The organism is Micromonospora sp. CA-249363, assembly GCF_050950185.1.
In the GTDB taxonomy this organism is placed as follows: Bacteria; Actinomycetota; Actinomycetes; order Mycobacteriales; family Micromonosporaceae; genus Micromonospora.
This window is the reverse complement of the sequence record NZ_CP192020.1, coordinates 3868419-3888653: the sequence shown is the minus strand read 5'-3', so window position 1 is coordinate 3888653 and position 20235 is coordinate 3868419. Positions and strand designations below refer to the sequence as shown.

14 protein-coding genes are annotated in these 20235 nt (G+C 72.5%); 7 read left to right on the top strand and 7 right to left on the bottom strand.

The annotated features are described in order from the left end of the window. The first annotated feature begins 85 nt into the window (after positions 1 to 85). The 5 genes from nhaA to ACQPZK_RS17790 all read left to right on the top strand — a co-directional run bounded on the left by nhaA (position 86) and on the right by ACQPZK_RS17790 (position 11008). The gene (gene nhaA, locus ACQPZK_RS17810) at positions 86 to 2020 is read left to right on the top strand and encodes a Na+/H+ antiporter NhaA (protein ID WP_433534045.1); all 1935 of its coding nucleotides are present in this window, start codon (positions 86 to 88) and stop codon (positions 2018 to 2020) included. A 63-nt stretch (positions 2021 to 2083) separates the two neighbouring features. Beyond that, positions 2084 to 3070, top strand: coding sequence for a LuxR C-terminal-related transcriptional regulator (locus tag ACQPZK_RS17805; protein ID WP_433534044.1), 987 nt, complete (start codon positions 2084 to 2086; stop codon positions 3068 to 3070). A 151-nt stretch (positions 3071 to 3221) separates the two neighbouring features. Continuing rightward, positions 3222 to 4967: an alpha/beta hydrolase gene (locus ACQPZK_RS17800; protein WP_433534043.1), complete on the top strand. Its 1746-nt coding sequence runs from the start codon at positions 3222 to 3224 to the stop codon at positions 4965 to 4967. 148 nt (positions 4968 to 5115) lie between these two features. Then, positions 5116 to 9147: a discoidin domain-containing protein gene (locus ACQPZK_RS17795; RefSeq protein ID WP_433534042.1), complete on the top strand. Its 4032-nt coding sequence runs from the start codon at positions 5116 to 5118 to the stop codon at positions 9145 to 9147. Between the two features lie 70 nt (positions 9148 to 9217). Then, complete coding sequence (locus tag ACQPZK_RS17790) at positions 9218 to 11008, top strand: gamma-glutamyltransferase family protein (protein WP_433534041.1); 1791 nt, start codon at positions 9218 to 9220, stop codon at positions 11006 to 11008. A 12-nt stretch (positions 11009 to 11020) separates the two neighbouring features. Here the strand turns inward: ACQPZK_RS17790 and ACQPZK_RS17785 are convergent, their stop codons facing one another. Genes ACQPZK_RS17785 through ACQPZK_RS17770 form a run of 4 tightly spaced genes read right to left on the bottom strand, consistent with a single transcriptional unit; the run spans position 11021 to position 14263 of the window. Beyond that, positions 11021 to 11647 (bottom strand): response regulator transcription factor, encoded by a 627-nt coding sequence (locus ACQPZK_RS17785; protein ID WP_433534040.1) that lies wholly within the window; start codon positions 11645 to 11647, stop codon positions 11021 to 11023. Then, on the bottom strand, positions 11644 to 12885 hold the full coding sequence (locus ACQPZK_RS17780) for a sensor histidine kinase (RefSeq protein ID WP_433534039.1): 1242 nt from the start codon (positions 12883 to 12885) through the stop codon (positions 11644 to 11646). The genes ACQPZK_RS17785 and ACQPZK_RS17780 overlap by 4 nt, the downstream gene beginning before the upstream one ends. Positions 12886 to 12890: 5 nt before the next feature. After that, positions 12891 to 13343, bottom strand: a complete 453-nt coding sequence (locus ACQPZK_RS17775) for an ABA4-like family protein (protein ID WP_433534038.1) — start codon at positions 13341 to 13343, stop codon at positions 12891 to 12893. After that, positions 13340 to 14263, bottom strand: coding sequence for a hypothetical protein (locus ACQPZK_RS17770; RefSeq protein ID WP_433534037.1), 924 nt, complete (start codon positions 14261 to 14263; stop codon positions 13340 to 13342). Before ACQPZK_RS17770 ends, ACQPZK_RS17775 begins: the two co-directional genes overlap by 4 nt. 163 nt (positions 14264 to 14426) lie before the next feature. On the opposite strand from ACQPZK_RS17770, the gene ACQPZK_RS17765 reads away from it, so the two are divergent. Beyond that, on the top strand, positions 14427 to 15176 hold the full coding sequence (locus ACQPZK_RS17765; protein ID WP_433534036.1) for a glyoxalase: 750 nt from the start codon (positions 14427 to 14429) through the stop codon (positions 15174 to 15176). Between the two features lie 16 nt (positions 15177 to 15192). Here the strand turns inward: ACQPZK_RS17765 and ACQPZK_RS17760 are convergent, their stop codons facing one another. After that, positions 15193 to 16440, bottom strand: coding sequence for an MFS transporter (locus tag ACQPZK_RS17760; RefSeq protein WP_433534035.1), 1248 nt, complete (start codon positions 16438 to 16440; stop codon positions 15193 to 15195). An 82-nt stretch (positions 16441 to 16522) separates the two neighbouring features. Between ACQPZK_RS17760 and ACQPZK_RS17755 the strand changes: the two genes are divergently transcribed. Next, entirely contained in the window at positions 16523 to 17407 is an 885-nt protein-coding gene (locus tag ACQPZK_RS17755; protein ID WP_433534034.1) for a LysR family transcriptional regulator, read from the top strand. 39 nt (positions 17408 to 17446) lie between these two features. On the opposite strand, the gene ACQPZK_RS17750 is transcribed toward ACQPZK_RS17755, so the two are convergent. Then, the gene (locus ACQPZK_RS17750) at positions 17447 to 18976 is read right to left on the bottom strand and encodes a TROVE domain-containing protein (RefSeq protein ID WP_433534033.1); all 1530 of its coding nucleotides are present in this window, start codon (positions 18974 to 18976) and stop codon (positions 17447 to 17449) included. A 691-nt stretch (positions 18977 to 19667) separates the two neighbouring features. Continuing rightward, positions 19668 to 20099, bottom strand: a complete 432-nt coding sequence (locus ACQPZK_RS17745; protein WP_433534032.1) for an NUDIX hydrolase — start codon at positions 20097 to 20099, stop codon at positions 19668 to 19670. Positions 20100 to 20235 lie beyond the last annotated feature (136 nt).

The following is a 20235-nucleotide window of genomic DNA, read 5'->3' as shown; positions in this document are numbered from 1 at the left end:
TCACCCGTACGCTACCAACCGGTGGCGCTCCGTGCATGCCCCAAATCCGCGCCACGAGACGGTCCGGCCGAGGAAGATTGCCTCCGTGACGAGCAACAATCCGCTCCGGGGCTGGTCCGCCCGAACGGCCTGGCAGGGGCGGGTCAACGCCCCGCTGCGCGCGTTCCTGCGCACCGAGACGGGCGGCGCGCGGGTGGTGCTGGTCGCCGCCGTGGTGGCCCTGCTCTGGGCCAACCTGCACCCGTCGTCGTACGAGTCGGTGTGGCGTACCACCCTGTCGGTCCGGCTCGGTGACTGGCCCGTCTCGCACGACCTGCGTACCTGGGTCAACAGCGGCCTCATGACGTTCTTCTTCCTGGTCGCCGGGCTGGAGCTGCGCCGCGAGTTCGACATCGGTGAGCTGCGTGAGCGGCGTCGGCTGGCGTTGCCGATGTTGGCCGGGTTCGGCGGCATGCTGCTGCCGATCGGGATCTACCTGGCGATCAACGCCGGGCGACCCACCGCCGTGGGCTGGGGCGCGGTGATGGCCACGGACACGGCCCTGGCGCTCGGGGCGCTGGCCGTCTTCGGGCCGCGCTTCTCGGACCGGCTGCGGGCCTTCCTGCTGACGGTCGCGGTCGTCGACGACCTGGTGGCGATCGCGGTGCTGGCGATCGCCTACCCGGAGCACTCGTCGTCGACGGCGCTGCTCGTCGCGGCCGGCATCTTCGGCCTCGTGCTGCTCCTGCGGGCGTGGGGGCTCCGGAACGGATGGTTCTACGCGCTGCTCGGTGTGGCGGCCTGGCTCGCGGTGTCGGAGTCCGGCGTCGACCCGGTCGTGGTGGGTCTGGTGATGGGGCTGCTGACCTACGCGTACGACCCGGGTCGCAAGGACCTGCAGTGGGCGAGCGACCAGTTCCGCCTCTTCCGGGAGCAGCCCACTCCCAAGCTCGCCCGGATGGCCCAGGCCGGGCTGACCGCCGCGCTGTCGCCGAACGATCGACTGCAGAGCCTCTACCACCCGTGGGCGAGCTACGTGATCGTGCCGCTGTTCGCGTTGGCGAACGCCGGGATCGTCATCGACGGCCAGCTGCTGGGCCGGGCCGTGACGTCTCCGGTCACGCTCGGCGTGGTGGTGGCGTACGTCGTCGGCAAGCCGGTCGGCATCGTGATCACCTCGTGGTTGGTGACCCGGCTCAGCGGCGAACGGTTCCGCCCGCCCGTCGGCTGGGTCGCCGTGGTGGGGGTCGGCACGGTCTCCGGTATCGGGTTCACCGTCGCGCTCCTGATCGCCAACCACGCCCTGCACGGCCCGGCGCTGGACGAGGCGAAGCTCGGCATCCTCGTCGCGACGGTGGGCGCGTCCGTCCTCACCTGGCTGCTGTTCCGGATCGTCGCCCGGCTCTCGCCGACGCGGCGCGCACGTGCGCTGCTCGGCATGGCCATGGGCATCGTCGACCTGAAACTTCCGGTCGACCCGGAGCGCGACCACATGCGCGGGTCGCTCGACGCGCCGGTGACGGTGGTGGAATACGGCGACTTCGAATGCCCCTACTGCGGGCAGGCCGAACCGGTGGTCCGGGAGCTGCTGGCCGACTTCGCCAACGTCCGGTACGTCTGGCGGCACCTGCCGCTCACCGACGTCCACCCGCACGCGCAGCTGGCCGCCGAGGCTGCCGAGGCGGCGGGCGAGCAGGGCGCGTTCTGGGAGATGCACGACCTGCTGCTCGCGCACCAGGACGCGCTCAACCCCGCCGACGTGATGCGCTACGCCGAGCAGCTCGGCCTGGAGCTCGAGGTGTTCCGGGAGCACATGGCCGAGCGGATGGGCGTCGACCGGATCGCCGAGGACGTCGAGTCGGCCGACCTCAGCGGCGTCACCGGCACCCCGACCTTCTTCATCAACGGCCAGCGCCACCACGGGGCGTACGACATCGCCGCGCTCAAGGCGGCGGTGAAGTCGGCGTTCACGAGCGCGCGGCTGCAACCCGAGTACCACCGTCGCGAGCCCGGCCCGGGCGGGGAAGCGACCCCGAAATGATCGCGATAAATGCGGTCCGACCTGCGTGAACCGTCGACACGGAAGCGCTCTACGATCGCCGGCATGCGGATCGGTCCCCCCGCCGTGACGCCCGCCCTCGACGTGGAATCGCTTCCGCTCACGGCGGACGCCGTGGACGTCTACCAGAACCTCCTGCGGGTGGGGCCGGTGGCGCAGCGGACGTTCCTGACCACCGCGTCGCCACGGGCCACGCGCGCGCTCGCGAGCCTGCTGAGCAGCGGCGCCGTGCACCGCGACGACGCCGGCGTGCTGCACGTCCGGCCACCGCGTACCGCCCTGGAGAACTGGGCCGCGCAGCGGGAGATGGAGGCCACCCGGGCGCGGGCCGCCGCCGAGACGCTGTCCGGTCTCTACACCGCCGTGCACGGCGACGGCGCCGCGTTCGTCGAGGTCATCGAGGGCAAGGACGCCGTCCGCGAGCTGTTCCGCCAGTTGCAGGCCGGCGCCCGCGCCGAGGTGCGCGGTCTGGAACGCGGGCCGTACCTGCGGGACACCACCCGCGTGCCGGAGGAGGTGCAGTACGACGCCCTGCGCCGCGGGCGGCGGTACCGCTGCGTGTACGAGGGCGAGCTGTTGCACGACGAGGCGATGCTGGCGGCCGTACGCGCCACGGTCGCCGCTGGTGAGCAGGCGCGCGTCTTTCCCGAGCTGCCCCTGAAGATGATGCTCGCCGACGTCGACCGCGCTCTGGTCGTCCTGCCCCGGGCCAGCGGTGACGAGGCCGACGCGGTGCTGGTGCACCGCTCGCGGTTGTTGGAGGGGCTGTCGGAGCTGTTCGAGGTGTTCTGGCGGCTCGGCGCGCCGATCCACGCCACCGCCGACACCGCGGAACCGGACGCCGAGCCGACGGTGGCCACCCAACGGCTGCTCGCGCTGCTCACCGCGGGCCTGACCGATGAGGCCATCGCCCGTGACCTGGGCGTCAGCAACCGTACGGTGCACCGCCGGGTCAGTCGCCTCCAGGAACTGCTGGGCGCGCGCAGCCGGTTCCAGCTCGGCGTGCAGGCCACCCGCCGCGGCTGGTTGTAACTGGCCGGATCCTGCCATGACCGGTCTTCGTCACGGCGGGACGGCGGCGGCGAAACACTCCTGGGCCAGGGTGAAGGCCGTTCGATCAATCGCTGTACGAGAGGACGGGACGATGCCCCATCCCACGACCGGATCGCGCCACCCACGCCGCGTGCGCCGGCCGGCCGCCCTGCTCGCCGTGACCCTGGTCGCGGCGGCCCTGACCAGCGGCGCGGCCGGCACTGCGGCCAGCGCGACCACGGTCGCCGAGCCGGACACCGCCGCCCTGGCCGCGTCGCTGGCCACCCAGCGGCTCACCTGGGAGCCGTGCGGGCTGGCCGAGGTCAGCCCCGAGGACGAGGCGCAGCTCGGCCTGTCCTGCGCGACGGTCACCGTGCCCCGCGACTGGCACAACCCCCGCGACGGCAGGACGATCCAGGTCCGGATCAGTCGCACCGCCGCCTCCGGCAGCGACCGCGCGGGCATCCTGCTGGTCAACCCGGGTGGCCCCGGCGGCAGCGGCCTGTCCCTGGCGCCGTACGTGGCGCGGTCCGCTCCCGCCCTCGCCGAGCGGTACGACGTGATCGGCTTCGACCCGCGCGGGGTCGGACAGAGCACCCCGCTGCTCTGCACGGTCACCTACTCCGACACCGACAACACCAACGACCTGATCACCCAGGCCAACGTGCGCGGATGCCGCAGCACCGAGCTGACGAAGTACATCACCACCGAGCAGACCACGTACGACATGGACTTCATCCGGGTGCTGCTGGGCGAGCGCAAGCTCAACTACCTCGGCTACTCGTACGGCACGTGGCTGGGCACCTGGTACGCGGCGACGTTCGGCAGCCGGACGGGCCGGATGGTGCTCGACTCGGTGGCGGCGGTCGGCTCGCCGACGCTCCAGGAGACCTGGGACCTGCAACCGTTCACCCGGGACCGGGCGTTCCAGGAGCAGTTGCTGCCCTACATGGCCCGCCACGACGACTTGTACGGCCGGGGCAGCGACCCGATGAAGATCCGGGAGATGTTCGAGCGGGCCGGTGGCACGCGCGTCGGCATGGGACCGTTCATGTTCGGCTGGTTCATCCTCGGGGCGCTCTACGACACGCAGAACTACCCGACCGCCGCGGCGGCGGTGAACACCGTCATCGAGTACTACGAGCAGTGGAACGGCTGGACGCCCGAGCAGATCCTCAGCGCCGCGACCGCGAAGCTGCTCGCCGCGCCGGGCATCACGGCCGACGACCGGGTGTACATCGAGCAGTCCCGCGTCGCCGCCCAGGCGGCGCTGAAGACCCAGCGTGACCGGTCCCTGCTGGCCCAGGGCGCGGACGAGTACACGTACGACATCGACTACGTCTTCGAGGTGATCCGCTGCCAGGACGGGCAGTGGAACGACAGCATCGCGCACTGGAACGCGTTCAGTCGCCGCCTCACCCGGGACGCGCCGCTGGTGGCCCCGTACCTGCAGAACCCGCCGGCCTGCGCGTACTGGCCGACCAGCAACCGGATGCCGAAGTTCGACCGTAAGACCTTCCCGAAGGTCCTGATGCTCCAGGACGAACTCGACGTCGCGACCGCGTACGAGGGTGCGCTGGCCGCGTCCAGGAAGCTCCCGGGCGCGTCGATGATCAGCGTCGACAACGAGGGCAGCCACGGCGTCTTCCCGTACTACACCCCGTGTGTGGACGACCCGGTGTACGCCTACCTGCTGGACGGCCGTCTGCCCGCCGAGACGTACACGGGTTGCCAGGCGGTGCCGCTGCCGGGCGAGAACGTGGTGTTCGAGGTGGGCGGCAAGCTGAGCGGTAAGGGAACGGTGCGGACCCGTCTGATCACCGACGACATGCGGGAGGCGAACCGCATGTTGAAGCGGATGCTGCGCACCGAGCCGGGACCGTCGTACCCGGAGTGACGCCGCTCGGGGAGCGGGCGGCGACCTGCCGCCCGCTCCCCAGTGGATAGGACGCTGGCTCTTGACTCCGGGAAAACATCAGGCCACCATCTGACAACGTTGTCAACCACCCTCGATCACCTGACAACGTTGTCACCCTGGAGGCGCAATGTCCGAGCCATCGACCGTATCGCGGCGTACCTTCCTCTCCGCCGGAGCGACGCTGCTGGCGTCGGTCGGGGTGACCGCCGTCCTGCCGGACGCGGTCGCCGGTGCCGCGCCGCCAGCCGGCGACGCGTCCACCACCACCGACCTGGCCAGGTACCGCCCGGTGGCGGTCTCGTCGACCGACTACGCGCCGACGCCGGCCACGTTCGCCGTGGACGGCCTGCCCCAGGTCGGCGTGCGGGGCAGCGGATGGCGGGCCGCGAACGGTGATCCCCAGTGGATCTCGGTGGACCTTCAGGCGCAGTGTCGCGTCGAGGCCGTCACCCTGGTCTTCGAGGCGACCCTCGCCGACGGGCCGTTCGACGGCAACTACACCGACACCGACGGCGACGAGATCCTCTCCAGCGCCGCGACGGCGTACCGCATCGAGGTCTCCACCGACGGGCACGACTGGCGGTCGGTGTACGAGACCACCGACGGCCAGGGCGGTGTGCAGGCGATCACGCTCCCGCAGCCGGTCACCGCGCGCTGGGTCCGGATGACGGTCACCAGGCGGTCGAACAGCAACCCGGTCGGCCTGAACGGCTTCCAGGTCTACGGCGTCGCCCTGTCACCTCGTCCGAAGGCCGAGGGCTGGACGAGCTGGGAGGGCGGCAACACCGGGCGGGCGCCGGAGCTGACCGTCGCCCCGGACGGCACGGTCGCGCTGGAATCCGGCTGGTCGCTGACCATTGACGACTTCGCGGGCACGACCGACGGCGCCGAGCTGTCCCGCGCGGGCGTCGACGTCGGCTCCTGGCTGCCGGCCACCGTGCCCGGCACCGTACTGGGCACCCTGGTCGAGCAGGGCCACCTGCCCGACCCGGTCGCCGGCTTCAACAACCTGCGCATCCCCGAGGCGCTGTCGCGGCACACCTGGTGGTACCGGCGGGCGCTGCGGCTGCCGCGCGGCCTGGACACCTCCGCCGGCCGCCGCATCTGGCTGGAGTTCGACGGCATCAACCACGAGGCCACCGTCTGGGTGAACGGCGTACCGGTCGGCAGCGTCAAGCACCCGTTCGCGCGGGCCGCCTTCGACATCACCGACGCTCTCGCGGGCCACCGCGACCACGTCCTGGCCGTGCGGGTCACCCCGATGCCGCACGTCGGCACCCCCGGCGACAAGGGGCCCGACGGTCGTACCTTCCTCCAGTCGGCCCACCACTACCTCGACGCGCCGACCTACCTGGCGGTGTCCGGCTGGGACTGGATGCCCGCCGTTCGGGACCGCGTCACCGGCCTGTGGGACCACGTGCGGCTGCGCAGCACCGGCGCTGTGGTCGTCGGTGACCCGCACGTGGAGACCACGCTGCCGAAACTGCCCGACACCGGCACGGCCGAGGTCACCATCCGGGTGCCCGTGCGCAACGCCACGGCCACCGCGACCACCGTCACCGTCCGCGCGGAGTTCGACCGGGTACGCGTCGAGTCGACCGTCACCATCGCCGCCCACGCCTCCACGACGGTCACCTTCGCGCCGGAGCGCTTCGGGGCGCTGCGGCTCGCCAAGCCCCGCCTCTGGTGGCCCAACGGCTACGGCGAGCCGCACCTGTACGACCTGACGCTCACCGCCACCGTCAAGCGCGCGGTCAGCGACCGGCGTGAGCTGCGCTTCGGAATCCGCCAGTTCGGCTACGACTGGCACCAGCCGGTTGTGATCTCCCCGCCCGGCCAGCCCCCGCTGGACTTCGTCGACGGAGCCGCCACGCAGACCGTCACGTTCGACCGGCAGCACGCCCGGCACGTGCGTATCCAGGCGGGCCAGCGGGCCACCGGCTGGGGCGTCTCGATGTACGCCCTGTCGGTGGCCGACGGCTCGGGCCCGGACCTCGCGCTGGGCCGCGACGCGACCGCCTCGTCGTCGGAGAACGACACCAACGTGCCCGCCAGGGCGGTGGACGGTGACGTGTCGACCCGCTGGGCCTCGCAGGCCGAGGACGACCAGTGGATCCAGGTCGACCTCGGCGCGGCCGTCGACTTCGACCGGGTCACGATCGTCTGGGAGCAGGCGTACGCCCTGGACTACCGCGTCCAGGTCTCCGCCGACGGGCAGGGGTGGACGGACGTCACGTCGGTCAGCAACGACACCCCGCTGGGCAGCCGCGCCACCCAGGTCGAGACGTTCGCCAGCCGGACCGCCCGCCACCTGCGCGTCCAGACCGGCGCGCGGGCGACGTCGTGGGGCGTGTCCATGTGGACGCTGTCGGTGCAGCGGCAGGCCGAGCCGGACGTCGACCTGGCCCTGGGCAGGACGGCCACCGCGTCGTCGTCCGACGGCGACTCGAACGGGCCGGGGCGGGCCGTCGACGGCAACCCGCGTACCCGGTGGTCCTCGACGTTCGAGGACAACCAGTGGATCGCCGTCGACCTGGGTGCCCCGGTCGACTTCGACCAGGTGACGATCGTCTGGGAGCAGGCGTACGCCCGCGACTTCGTCATCCAGGTCTCCGACGACGGACAGTCGTGGACCGACGTCAAGGCGGTCAGCAACAAGATCACCGAGCTGAAGATCAGCGTCAACGGCGTGCCGGTGTTCGCCCGAGGCGGCAACTGGGGCTGGGACGAGCTGCTGCGCCGGGTGCTGCCGGACCGGCTGGCCGACACGGTCGAGATGCACCGCGACATGAACTTCACGATGATCCGTAACTGGCTGGGCAGCAGCAACCGCGAGGAGCTGTACCGGGCCTGCGACGAGCAGGGCATCCTGGTCTGGAACGACTTCTGGCAGGCCGGCGGCTTCCTGCCCAACCCGCCCGGGTACGTCGACATCGCCGCCGACACGATCCGGCGGTTCCGCCACCACCCGAGCATCGTCGTCTGGTGCGGCGCGAACGAGGGCGACCCGCCGCCGATCGTCGACGCCGGCCTCAAGCAGGCCGTCGCCACCGAGCACCCGGAAATCCTCTACATCCCCAACTCCGCCAGCGGAATCGTGAGCGGACGCGGGCCGTACGGCTGGGTCGACCCGACCACCTACACCGACGCGACGATCTACGAGGCCGACTCGTTCGGCTTCCACACCGAGATCGGCATGCCCGTGGTGTCGGTGGCCGAGAGCATGCGCAACCTGGTGGGCGACGCGCCGGAGTGGCCGATCGGCGAGGTGTGGAACTACCACGACTGGTCGACCATCGGTAACCAGCGCGTCGGCACGTACCAGGAGGCCATCGACGCGCGGCTCGGCGCGTCCGGCTCGCTCGACGAGTTCGCCGCCCGGGCGCAGTTCGTCAACTACGAGAGCCACCGCGCCATGTTCGAGGCGTGGAACGCCAACCTGTGGCGGGACGCCACCGGCCTGCTGCTCTGGATGTCGCACCCGGCGTGGCACAGCACGGTCTGGCAGACGTACGACTACGACCTGGACGTCAACGGCGCGTACTACGGGGCGCGCAAGGGGTGCGAGCCGGTGCACGTCCAGGCCGACCCGGGCACCTGGCAGGCGCGGGTGGTCAACCACACCACGGGGGCGCTCAACGGTGTGACGGTCACCGCCCGCCGGTACGACCTCAACGGCCGGTCGCTGGGCGCCGCCCAGCGTCAGCGGGTGGACGTGGCGCGCTCGTCGACGACGCCCGTGTTCCCCGTCGCCGCGCCGGACGGCGGTGGGCTGCACCTGGTGCGGCTGGAGTTGCGCGACGGCCGGGACCGGCCGCTCGCGGAGAACACCTACTGGCGGTACGACAGGGCCGAGCAGATGCGGGCGCTCACCACGCTGGCCGGCGCCCGCCTGTCGACGTCGACGAGCGCCGTACGCGTCGTGGACGGCCGGAACACCGTCACCACGACGGTCCGCAACCAGGGCCGTACCGTCGCCGCCATGGTCCGCCTCGCCGTGCGCGACGAGCACGGCCAGCGGGTCCTGCCGGCCCGCTACGACGACAACTACCTCTGGCTGCTGCCCGGGGAGACGCGTGAGGTGCGTATCTCCTGGCCGGCTCGGCCGGGCCTCGCCCGCAAGGCCACCGTGACCGCCCAGGCGTACAACGCGGCCTAGCATGTGGCGCGGGAAGGCGGCTCCGCGAGGAGTCGCCTCCCCGTGTCACCGGCCCCAGTGAGGTGTTGTCATGTCGTTCACCACCCGACCGACCCTGCAGGGCACCTTCGGCATGGTGTCGTCGACGCACTGGCTCGCCAGCCAGTCGGCGATGGGGATGCTCGAACGCGGCGGCAACGCGTTCGACGCCGCCGTCACCGCCGGTTTCGTCCTGCACGTCGTCGAACCCCACCTCAACGGTCCCGCAGGCGAGGTGCCGGCGATCGTGGCGACCGCCCGGGACCCGCGCCCGAGGGTGCTGTGCGGGCAGGGTCCCGCGCCGGCCGGCGCGACGACCGCCCACTTCCGGTCCCTCGGCCTGGACCTCGTCCCGGGCGCCGGCCCGCTCGCGGCGGTCGTACCCGGCGCGGTCGACGCGTGGCTCCTGCTGCTGCGCGACCACGGCACGCTCTCCCTCGCCGAGGTGCTGGAACCGGCGATCGGCTACGCCGCCGCCGGCCACCCCCTGGTGGGCGCGGTCGGTGCGACGGTGACGGCCGTGCAATCGCTGTTCGAGGAGCACTGGCCCACGTCCGCCCAGCTCTGGCTGCGCGGCGGCCGGCCGCCGGTCGCGGGGGAACGGTTCGCCAATCCGGCGTACGCGCGCACGCTGCGCCGACTCGTCGACGCGGGGCAGGCGGCCGGCGTCGACCGGGAGACCCAGATCGAGGCGGCCCGCCGAGCCTGGGGTACGGGTTTCGTGGCCGAGACGATCGACACGTTCAGCCGGAAACCGTTCCGCGACTCCAGCGGACGCGCACACGCCGGGCTGGTCACCGGCGACGACCTGGCCGCGTACTCGGCGACGTGGGAGGCGCCGGCCACCCTCGACTGGCAGGGCTGGACGGTGGCCAAGACCGGGTTCTGGGGTCAGGGCCCGGTGCTGCTCCAGACGTTGGCGATTCTCGACGCGCTCGACGACGCCGCCGCGTACGACACGGCCAGCGCCGCCGGCATCCACGCCCAGGCCGAGGCGCTGACGCTCGCGTTCGCCGACCGCGAGGCGTGGTACGGCGACAGCGCCGACGTGCCCGCCACGGCACTGCTCGACCCGGCGTACGCGAGCGACCGGGCGGCCCTCATCGGTGACCGCGCGTCCGGCGAGCTGCGGCCAGGGAGCCCTGGCGGCGCGCAGCCGCGCCTGCCGGGGCACCTCCGCTCGGGCGTCACCCACCGGGGCGACGTGCCGGATCCGACCACGGGCGAGCCGACGGTGCGCTCCGACGGGGTGACCCGGGGCGACACCTGCCACGTGGACGTCGTCGACAGGTGGGGCAACATGATCTCCGCGACGCCCAGCGGTGGCTGGTTGCAGAGCTCACCCACGATCCCCGAGCTCGGGTTCCCGCTCGGCAGCCGGTTGCAGATGTGCTGGCTGGAGGAGGGGCTGCCCGCGTCGCTCGTTCCGGGCCGCCGGCCACGCACCACGCTCAGCCCGACCATGGTGCTGCGCGACGGGCAGCCCGTCCTCGCCTGCGGCACGCCCGGCGGCGACCAGCAGGACCAGTGGCAGGTGCCCTTCCTGCTGCGCCACCTCCTCGGCGGCCAGCACCTCCAGCAGGCCATCGACGCGCCCGCCTGGCACAGCCTCGGCGTGCCGTCGTCGTTCTACCCGCGCGACTCCGAGCCCGGCGTGCTGCTGGTGGAGGACCGGCTCGACGCCTCCGTGGTGACGGCCCTTCGGGCGTACGGGCACGAGGTGCGGCTCGCCGACGCGTGGAGCCTCGGCCGGCTCTGCGCCGTGACCCGGGACCCGGCCACCGGGGTGCTCGCCGCCGGCGCGAATCCGAGAGGCATGCAGGGCTACGCCTGCGGCCGGTAGCGGACGCCGGTCTCACGCGCCGCGCGCGAACAGCGCGAGGCGTACCCGGTTGGGGCTGTCGGTCTTGGTCATGAGGCTCGTGATGTGGGTCTTGACGGTGGTCACGCCGATGTGGAGCCGCTCGGCGATCTCGGTGTTGGACAGGCCCTCGGCGACCAGGGTGAGCACGTCCTGCTCGCGGGCGGTCAGCCCGTCGAGCTGCCGGGGCGGCGTGACGCGCGCCCGCACCGCGCGCTGGACGAGGCGGTGCAGCACCTCCGCGCTGAACGGGCTGTCGCCCGCGGCGGCCCGCCGGATGCCGTCCAGCAGTTCGGCCGGGGGCGCGTCCTTGAGCAGGAAGCCGCACGCGCCGGCGCTCAGGGCGGGGTAGAGGTGGTCGTCGTCGCCGAACGTGGTCAGCACCAGCACCCGGGTGGCGGGACGTTCGGCGAGGATGCGGCCGGTCGCGGTGATCCCGTCGACACCCGGCATGCGCAGGTCCATGACGACCACGTCGGGGACGAGCCGCGCGGCGAGGGTGACCGCCTCGCGGCCGTTGTCGGCCTCGCCGACGACCTCGATGTCGGTCTGCGCGTCGCACAACATGCGCAGGCCCGCGCGGATGAGGTGCTGGTCGTCGACCAGCAGGACACGGATCACACCGGCCTCCGGGTGGGTGTTCCGGGCGGGACCGTACGGGCCCGGGGCGGCGACTCGGCGGGCCGGGTGTTCGGCAGGACGGTCCGCACACGCCAGCCCGTTCCGGTGGGGCCCGCCTCCAGGCGTCCGCCGAGGACCTCGACCCGTTCGGCCATCCCGGTGACGCCGTGACCACCGCCGGCCGGCACCGGTGTCGACGCGCGGTCGCCGTCGACACCGCCCCCGTCGTCGGTGACCTCCCAGTGCACGGCCCCGTCGCGTACCGCCACCACCAGGCGCGCCCGCGCGGACGTCCCCGCGTGACGTGCCACGTTGGTCAGCGCCTCCTGGGTCAGCCGCAGCACCGCCAGACCCCGAACCGCGTCGAGTGAGCCGATCGCCGCGTCGACGTCGGCCTCCACGGTGATGCCGCCCTGGCGGGCCCGGTCGACGGCGGCGCCGAGCGCCGTGGGGAGCGCCGAGGGCTCGATCGCGGTCAGCGCGGCGTCACCGCGTACCCCGTCGGGGTCGCGCAGCACCGCGACCAGCCCGCGTAGCTCCGACAGCGCCGCGGTGCCCGTGCCGTGCACGTCGTCGAACACCTCGCCCACCCGGGGGTCGAGGTCGGTCAGGACGTGCCGGGCCACACCGACCCGCAGCACCATCGACGCCACGTGGTGGGCGACGACGTCGTGCAGCTCGCGGGCGATGGCAGCGCGCTCGTCGGCGCGCGCGGCCCGGCCCTCCGACTCGCGGCGTCGCTGCTCGGCCAGCGCCCGCTCCAACGCCTGCCGACCCAGCTCCCGGTTGGCCCGGATGACCAGGCCGAGCAGCACCGGGACGCCGACCTCCAGGCCCAGACCGACGACACCGGAGGCGACCTGACGCAGGGGGTCACCGATGCTGGCGGTCAGTTCGACCACGGTCAGCAGCCCGGCCGCCAGCCAGATCGTGCGGACGCGACCCGCGAGCATCGTGACCTCGAGCAGAGCCCAACTCGCGCCCACCTGGTTGATGGTGAAGTCGTCGACGAGGTGGATCGCGACCGCCAGCAACGCCGTCTGCGCCACCAGGTTGACGACCGGCCGGCGGTACGCCACGAGCGCCACGGCGAACGCGGCCACCGCGAGGGTCCACTGTGTCGGCGTCGGCACGGACGCCGAGTGGGGTACGAAGAGCAGGTAGCACAACCCGCTGAGGTCGAGCAGCGCCATCCGTACGCGCGCGTCCCGCGCGTCGAACAGCCGCCCCCACCCCACGATCGTCAGCCTAGGTGTTCGGTGTGGACGGCCGCGACCGCCGGCCGCGGCCACCTGGCCCGTACGCCCAGGTAGGCGGCCAGGCCGAGCGGCCCGAGCAGGATGGTCAGCAGCAGCACCGGCGCCATGACCAGCGCCGGCACCCCCCGTTCCCGGCTGTCCAGCCAGGCCCACCGGCCCACGAACAGGTCGAACGCGATCATGTGCGCCCAGCCCGCCGCCGCGCCGTCGGGCGTGCCGAGCAGCTCGCGCACCCCGTCGAGGGTCGGCAACGCGACGGCGGGCAGCACCGTGCCGAACGCCGGCACCACCAGCAGCGCGTAGATCGCCATGACGGGCAGCACGATCAGCGGCGAGCCGACGACGCGGGCCGTCCAGGACCAGCGCGGCAGCAGGATCATCAGCGCCCAGAACGGCGCCGCCAGCGCGAACGTCAGCGAGAACAGCGTCCCGGTCATGCCGCGAGCGCCAGATCCGGGCGGCGGCGAGCGAGCACCAGGCCGATGGCGGTCGCGGTCGCGACCGCCAGAGCCGCGACGACCGCCAGGGTCAGGGCGTCCGGGCGGAGCAGCGGCTGCCCGCGCAGGGCCTGCCAGGTCAACACCAGAGTGAGTACGCCGTACGCGGCGCCCGCGACGACCAGCAGCCGGACGCGGGTCCGTGCGTCGAGCCGGGACGCGAGCCGGTTCAGCAGCATCGCCAACAGGGGCAGGGCCTGCAGGGCGTGCAGCCCCACGAAGTGCCCGATCCGCAGGTCGCCGCCGGTGGTGCTCCAACCCACCACGGGCAGCCCCGGCCCACCGTCGGCCACGCCCACGCTGTGCGCTCCGGAGACGCCCTCGATGGCCGGGTCCGGCGTCTGACGCACCATCGGCACGGCCGCGAGCATACCCAGCAGGGACAGGCCGAGCCCCCACCCGACGGCGGTCGCGGCGACCCGGTCCGGGATCCGCCGGATCAGCAGCACGACCCCGAGGACGAGGTGCGCGGCGAACAGCACCATGATCGCCGCGCCCATCACCGCGAAGAGGGCGCTGTTCAGCGGCGTGGTGTCGTTGAAGTGGCTCGTCGTACCCCGGATCACCTGCGCGACGATCACCACCATCTCCACCAGCGCCAGCGCGACGATGGTCGCCGCCGCCCACTCCGCGACCCGGTTGCGGCGCGGCAGCAGCGACAGCATCCAGGCGAGCGTCGCGCCGTACAGGACGAAGGAGACCGCGAACTTGAACGGCTTGAGCCAGATCGGCGCCCCGGTGAGGACGCGCGGGTCGACGAGGATGCCGACGGCGGCGACGACGGTGAGCACCACCATCGCGGCCACGAGAGATGTCAGTGGGCGGTTCCAGCGTGCCGCCCGACGCAGAACGGTAGTCATGCCTGTAGATGCTCGTGGCCGTCTGTGCCGTACGCGTCCGACCTCGGGTCCCGGTCACGGCTCCGGGTCGGAGGCCGCCTCCTCCCTGGGTAGGAGATGACGTCGGGCGCGATCCGCCGCCGAGGCTGGCACAATGGCCGGCCTGCCGACCGGGGGAGTGACCGTGACGATCAGCGAGGACCGCGTCCAGCCGAACGAGACCACCGTGCCGCTGCTGCCCTGCCCGGCACCGGAGGAGACCCTGGCGTTCTGGCGGGCCCTCGGCTTCGAGGTGACCTACGAGCAGTTGCGGCCGTACGTGTACCTGGCGTTCCGGTGGAGCGGGTTCGACCTGCACTACGGCCCCGCGCCGAAGGACCTCGACCCGGCGCGGGAGCAGTCCGGCGGTGCCCTGGTCATGGTCGACGCGGTCGCGCCGTACCACGCCGCGTTCGCCGAGGCGATGCGCCGCGCGTACGGGAAGGTGCTCGTCAAGGGCCTGCCCCGGATGACCCGCTTCCGGGCGGGGGCGTCGCGGTTCAGCATCGTCGACCCGTCGGGCAACACCATCGTCTTCATCCGCCGCGACGAGCCGCAGGACCTGGAGTACGGCGGGTCGTCCAAGCTCCAGGGGCTGGCCCGGGTACTGGACAACGCGCGGATCCTGCGCGAGTTCAAGACCGACGACCGGGCCGCCTACCGGGCGCTCGACTCGGGGATGCGCCGCCGCGCCGAGGACGCCCCGGTGGTCGAGCAGGCGATGGCGCTCGCCGCCCTCGTCGAGTTGTCGGTGGCGCTGGGCAAGACCGACCGGGTGCCCGAGTGGGGCGCCCGACTGCGCGCGCTCACGCTGACGGAGTCGGAGCGTACCCAGGTCGCGGCCTATGTCGCGGACCCGGACCTGCTGGAACCGTTCTGGTCCGTCGCAGGCTGACCGCGCCCGGCCCCGGTCAGCGGTTCGCGGAGCTGCGGCGGAACAGTGCCGTCACGCCGGCCAACAGGACGAGCAGGAGGCCGGTGAACCAGTTCATCGCGGTGATCGTGCTGACCGCGCGGGTGGCGATCCCGATGCCGAGGGCCGGCAGGCTCATCCCGAGGTAGGCGATGAGAAACAGCCCGGCCAGGGCCTCGCCGCGCCGGGCGGGCACGGCCATCGCCGCGACCGTGCCGACGGCGGCCTTGAACAGCACGCCCGCGCCGACGCCGGCGAGCACGCCACCGATGAGGAACGCGGTAAGGCTCGCGGTGTGCATCCCCACCAGCACGACGGGCACGCCGACGGCCTGCGCCAGCAGTCCGAGCCGTACCTTGGCCCGGGCGGGCAGCCGGGTGGTGAGGCTCTGCGCCACGGCCGCGCCGCCGAACACGGCGAACACGACCGCCCCGGCCAGCGCCCGCGACGGCAGGTGCAGGGCGCCGGCGACGAAGCCCGGCGCCACGGAGGTGAACAGGCCGAACACGGCGAACGACGCGAAGCCGGCGGCGGTGGCCGCCACGTACCCGGCGGGATCACCGTGGTCGGCGCTGATCCGCTGCGGCCGGTAGGTGGGCCGGACCGGTTGCTGGGGCACGGTCTCCGGCGTCGCCGCGACCGCCACGAGGCTGACGGCCAGCAGCACGGCGAACACCAGGTACGGGGTGCGCAGCGGCGCGTGCACGTACTGGGCGAGGACGCCCGCGACCAGCGCGCCCACGCCGAGGCCGCCGATGTTCGCGGCGGTGGAGACCACCTCGAAGCGCTGCCGGGACGCGTCGGGACGGTGCGCCGCGTGCAACTCCTGGAGGTAGGCGGTGGCCGTCGCGGTGATCATGCCGATGCCCAGCCCGCTCACCAGACGGGCGACCAGCAGCACCGGCAGGGACGTGTCGCTCAGGAACAGCGCGGCGGCGACCAGTTCCAGCGCCAGCGCCGGGACGAGGATCCTCTTGCGGCCGACCCAGTCCGACACGTGCCCGGCGAGCAGCAGGCTGATCACCACACCCACCGCGTACGCCGCGAACACGATCGTGACCGCGAACGTGGAGAAGCCGTCCCGCGCCTGGTAGAGCGGGTAGAGCGGGGACGGCACGGTGCAGAACGCCATCGCGGTGAGGAACGCCAGCGCGATGGCCCAGAAGCCGCGGCCGTGGCGGGACGATCCTCCGCCAGTGTCAGCCGGGGTGACGGGCTGGCGGGAGGACAGGGTCGTAGACGACATGAGCCCACTGTCACCCCACCCGATCATCACGTCCAACGAAAGTTGGCGCTAGTCACCATCGCTGTGAGTGATACTTGGCGGCGTGGAACTGCGCCAGCTCGAGTACTTCGTCGCGGTGGCCGAGGAGCAGAACTTCACCCGCGCCGCCGCCCGCCTGCACGTCGTGCAGTCCGCCGTCTCGGCGGCCGTGAAGACGCTGGAACGCGAGCTGGGCGCGCCGCTGCTGGACCGCAACTCCAAACGCGTACTCCTGACCGACGCCGGTGTCGCCCTGCTACCGCGCGCCCGGATCGCCCTGGACGCGGCCCGGGACGCCCGCGACGCGGTCGCCGAGGTGCACGGCGGCCTCCGGGGCACCCTGCGCATCGGCACGATGACCTCGATCAGGCTCCTGCACCTGCCGGCCCTGCTCGGCGAGTTCCACCGCCGGCACCCCGGGGTGCTGCTGCACACCAGCGTCGCGCCGTCCGGCTCCCAGGGGCTCATCGACGCGCTCACCGAACGCCGGCTCGACCTCGCGTTCGTCTCGCTGCCCGGCACGCCACCGGCGGAGATCCACCTCACCGAGCTGGCCCGGTCGGTGATCGATCTTGTCGTGCCGGACGGTCACCCGCTCGCCGCGAACGAGGCGGTGTCGCTGCGCGACCTCGCCGGCCTCGACTTCATCGACTCCCCGATCGGCTACGGCAACCGCGCCGTCACCGACCGGGCGTTCGCCACCGCCGGCCTGTCCCGGCGCGTCACCATCGAGATCCCCGACATCGCCACCGGCGCCGACCACGTCCGGCACGGTCTCGGTATCGCCCTGCTGCCCCGATTCGTCGTCGCCGACGCTGCCGGAGTCCGCACCCTGACCGTCACCGACGCCGACCTGGACTGGACCGCGTCGCTGGCCACGCCCGTGGACCGCCCGGTCGGCGCCGCCGCCCGCGCCCTCATCGCCCTGACCGGCGAGTTCCTGCCCTGAGCCGCGCGCCACGGGGGCCGGCGGCCCCCGCGGCGCGGATCAGAAGGGCCACCGCTCGGCGGACCCGGCCTCGATGAGCGGGATCATCGCGAACGCGGCGTCGGACAGCCCACCGAAGGTGTGTCGGCTCGTCCCGTTCCTCGTGTGCCCGACCCGGTACCCGGCGAGGTTCCAGGTGTACACGGGCGTCTCCGCCGGCACCGTCGCGACCACATCCGCCGAACCGTGCCAGTGGGCCTGCTCGTCGGTGAGGATGATCAGCCGGTCGTGACCGCTGAAGTGCGTCCGGACCGCCTTCTCGGTGTCGGTTCCCCCGCCGATGAAGTAGCCGCCCTCCTTGAAACGCCGTACCGCCGCGAGGACCGACTCACCCGCCACCGCCGGGAACACCCGGCTGTGACCGGAGAACGACACCACCGTGGCCGCCTGCGCGCGGGCGGCCAGCGCGAGACCGAACACCGTGGCGGCGTCCCAGCAGCGCAGCGTGCCGTCCTTGCTGAACCCGCTCTGCATCGAGCCGGACGTGTCGATGAGGATCAGCGTCCGTCCGTCCAGGGCGGGAACGTGTGCGAGGGCGTGCTGCAACGCCGTCTCCAGCGGGTACGCCCACCGCAGGCTCGGTGCCGCGTTGTACGCCGACAGGAAGCGCATCGGCAGTACCCGCGACCTCGCCACCTGCGCCGGGTCGGAGAGCGTGGCCGCCACCGTCCCGGCGACGGCGTCGCCGACTCCGACCTGGTCGAAGTTGCGCAGGTTACGCAGCAGCGCCAGGTAGCCCATCGTCGGGATGACGGACTCCCATGCCGCCGCGTCCATCGCCGTCTGTCGCCAGCCGGCCAGGGCCTCCCACGTCATACCCGCCTCGTCCAACGCGGCCCGGTCGGCGACCTCTGCGCGCTGCTCGACCGGCATCGCCATGAGCGCGTCCCGCGCCCTGAGCATCCGCAGGGACTCCGGAACCGGATTGTCCCGCTGGTGCCGCCGATCCAGCGCGTGCCGGAACAGGTCACCCTGCCGCTCGTCCCGGGCGGTGGGGTGGGTCAGGTCGAGGACGTCACCGAAGCGCACCTGGCGGCCGACAGAGTCGTACTTGAGCAGGCTCCGCTCGGTGTACAGCCGGACCGCGGCGTCGGCGATGCCCCGCTTCACCGGCTTGGGCAGTGCCCGGCCGTGACGAGCCAGCCAGTACGCGAGCGCCTCACCCGGCTCGTCGGCACGCTGCAACGCCGCGTCGACGACCGCGCGCGAACCCGGTATCCCGGCCGCCACCTGGGCGCGGGCGCCCTCGAGGGCCGCCACCACGGACGCCGAGCGCATCATCGCGCCGGTCCGGAGCCACGGCACGAACCGGCCGAACCAGTCGGGGTCAGCGACGGCGACGGTGGCGACCAGGTCGCGGAATCGGGCGTCCCGGTAGGTGGAGCCCTCGTAGAAGGTGGCCTCGCCAATCATGTTCGAGACACCGAGCAGGAACAGTTCGAGGCGCGGCTCGCGGACGACACCGGGCGCGCCCTCGGCGGTCACCGGCCGCTGCCGGCTCGTGCGAGGCTTGAGGTTGAACTTGGCCATGACGTCCCCCACGTCGGTCGGCCGAGAAGGCGCCACCACCACGCACACCCGAGATCGAAGTCGGCCACGGACTGGTCCGCCGTTCTGTCCGTTGAACCACTCACCCGAAGGTGCCGGAGGGATTCGAACCCCCATCTGCGGATCCGGGAAGTAACCGTTGCCTGCGCACCGGGTGTGCGTGTGGTCGCGCTCCCCGAGATCGAGGTCGGCGACGGATGTCCTTCACCAGGGCCGAAACCCCTCCAGATGTAACCGTCGCCTGCGCACCGGGAAGTGCGGTCACGACCGTAGCGGCGGTGGCGCCGGGCGGGCAACGGAGTTTGTGATCACGTGACGAGCCCTTGTGCGGACGCGCCGCACGCCCGAGATCAAGGATGGACACGGTGTTTTGCGGGCTCGAACCGCAGGCCCTTGCCGGGCCTTTACCAGAAGTAGCCGTATCCGTCGCACCGGGCGTGCGGCGAGCGCACCTCCCGAGATCGAAGCGGCGACGGCGACCGGCCCTCGCGGGCCAAGGTGACCTGGGCCGCTGGTCGACGCCACCCGAAGTGGCGGTGGGATTCGAACCCACGTCTCCCCGTTGGAAGCGGAAGTAGCCGTTGCCTGCGCACCGGAAAGTGCCCCATGACGGTAGGCCCGCGTCACCACGCCGACAACCTCATTTCGGAGCGACCGTCGAGGGAGCAGGTGGCTACCGTTCCGCGGGCGCGTTGACCGTGCTGCCCAGGTGCATCGACAACACCAGCGCGGTGGTGGCCACCAGTTCCCGATCGAGCACCTCGTCGCGCGGCACGAAGACCATCGCCTGCCCCTCGCCGAGTACGACGTCCTCCTGCCGCGCGGTGGTGGTGCCATGGAAGGCGTGCACCGTCACGGTGTGCGGGAAGCCCGCCTCGTACGGACGCGGACCGCTCCACAGCAGGCGCAGCTCACCGGCGCTCAGGCCCGTCTCCTCCAGCAGCTCGCGGCGGGCTCCCTGCTCGGGCGTCTCGCCGGGCTCGACGTGGCCCCCGGGGAGGCCCCACTGGTTCGGCGAGACGGGCGTGTGCTCGTCGCGATGCTGCATCAACACCGCCCCGGTGGGATCGACGAGCAGCACGAGAGCGACGTCGAAAGTGGCCATGACGGGACTATGGCACTCTCACCGGTCCTTGTCACCGACGGACGCGCCGTCCGAGCTGCATGGATGGCGGCTAGACCGGGGGCGCCTGGCCGAACCGTGGATCAGGCGTCCCCGAGGTGCATCGACAACACCGCGG

Bases quoted from the DNA above. Each gene is read 5' to 3' on its own strand.
- ACQPZK_RS17775 (WP_433534038.1), bottom strand. From the start codon at position 13,343: ATGACCGGGACGCTGTTCTCGCTGACGTTCGCGCTGGCGGCGCCGTTC.
- ACQPZK_RS17745 (WP_433534032.1), bottom strand. From the start codon at position 20,099: ATGGCCACTTTCGACGTCGCTCTCGTGCTGCTCGTCGATCCCACCGGG.
- ACQPZK_RS17770 (WP_433534037.1), bottom strand. From the start codon at position 14,263: ATGACTACCGTTCTGCGTCGGGCGGCACGCTGGAACCGCCCACTGACA.
- ACQPZK_RS17805 (WP_433534044.1), top strand. From the start codon at position 2,084: ATGCGGATCGGTCCCCCCGCCGTGACGCCCGCCCTCGACGTGGAATCG.
- ACQPZK_RS17750 (WP_433534033.1), bottom strand. From the start codon at position 18,976: ATGGCCAAGTTCAACCTCAAGCCTCGCACGAGCCGGCAGCGGCCGGTG.
- ACQPZK_RS17790 (WP_433534041.1), top strand. From the start codon at position 9,218: ATGTCGTTCACCACCCGACCGACCCTGCAGGGCACCTTCGGCATGGTG.
- ACQPZK_RS17795 (WP_433534042.1), top strand. From the start codon at position 5,116: ATGTCCGAGCCATCGACCGTATCGCGGCGTACCTTCCTCTCCGCCGGA.
- ACQPZK_RS17760 (WP_433534035.1), bottom strand. From the start codon at position 16,440: ATGTCGTCTACGACCCTGTCCTCCCGCCAGCCCGTCACCCCGGCTGAC.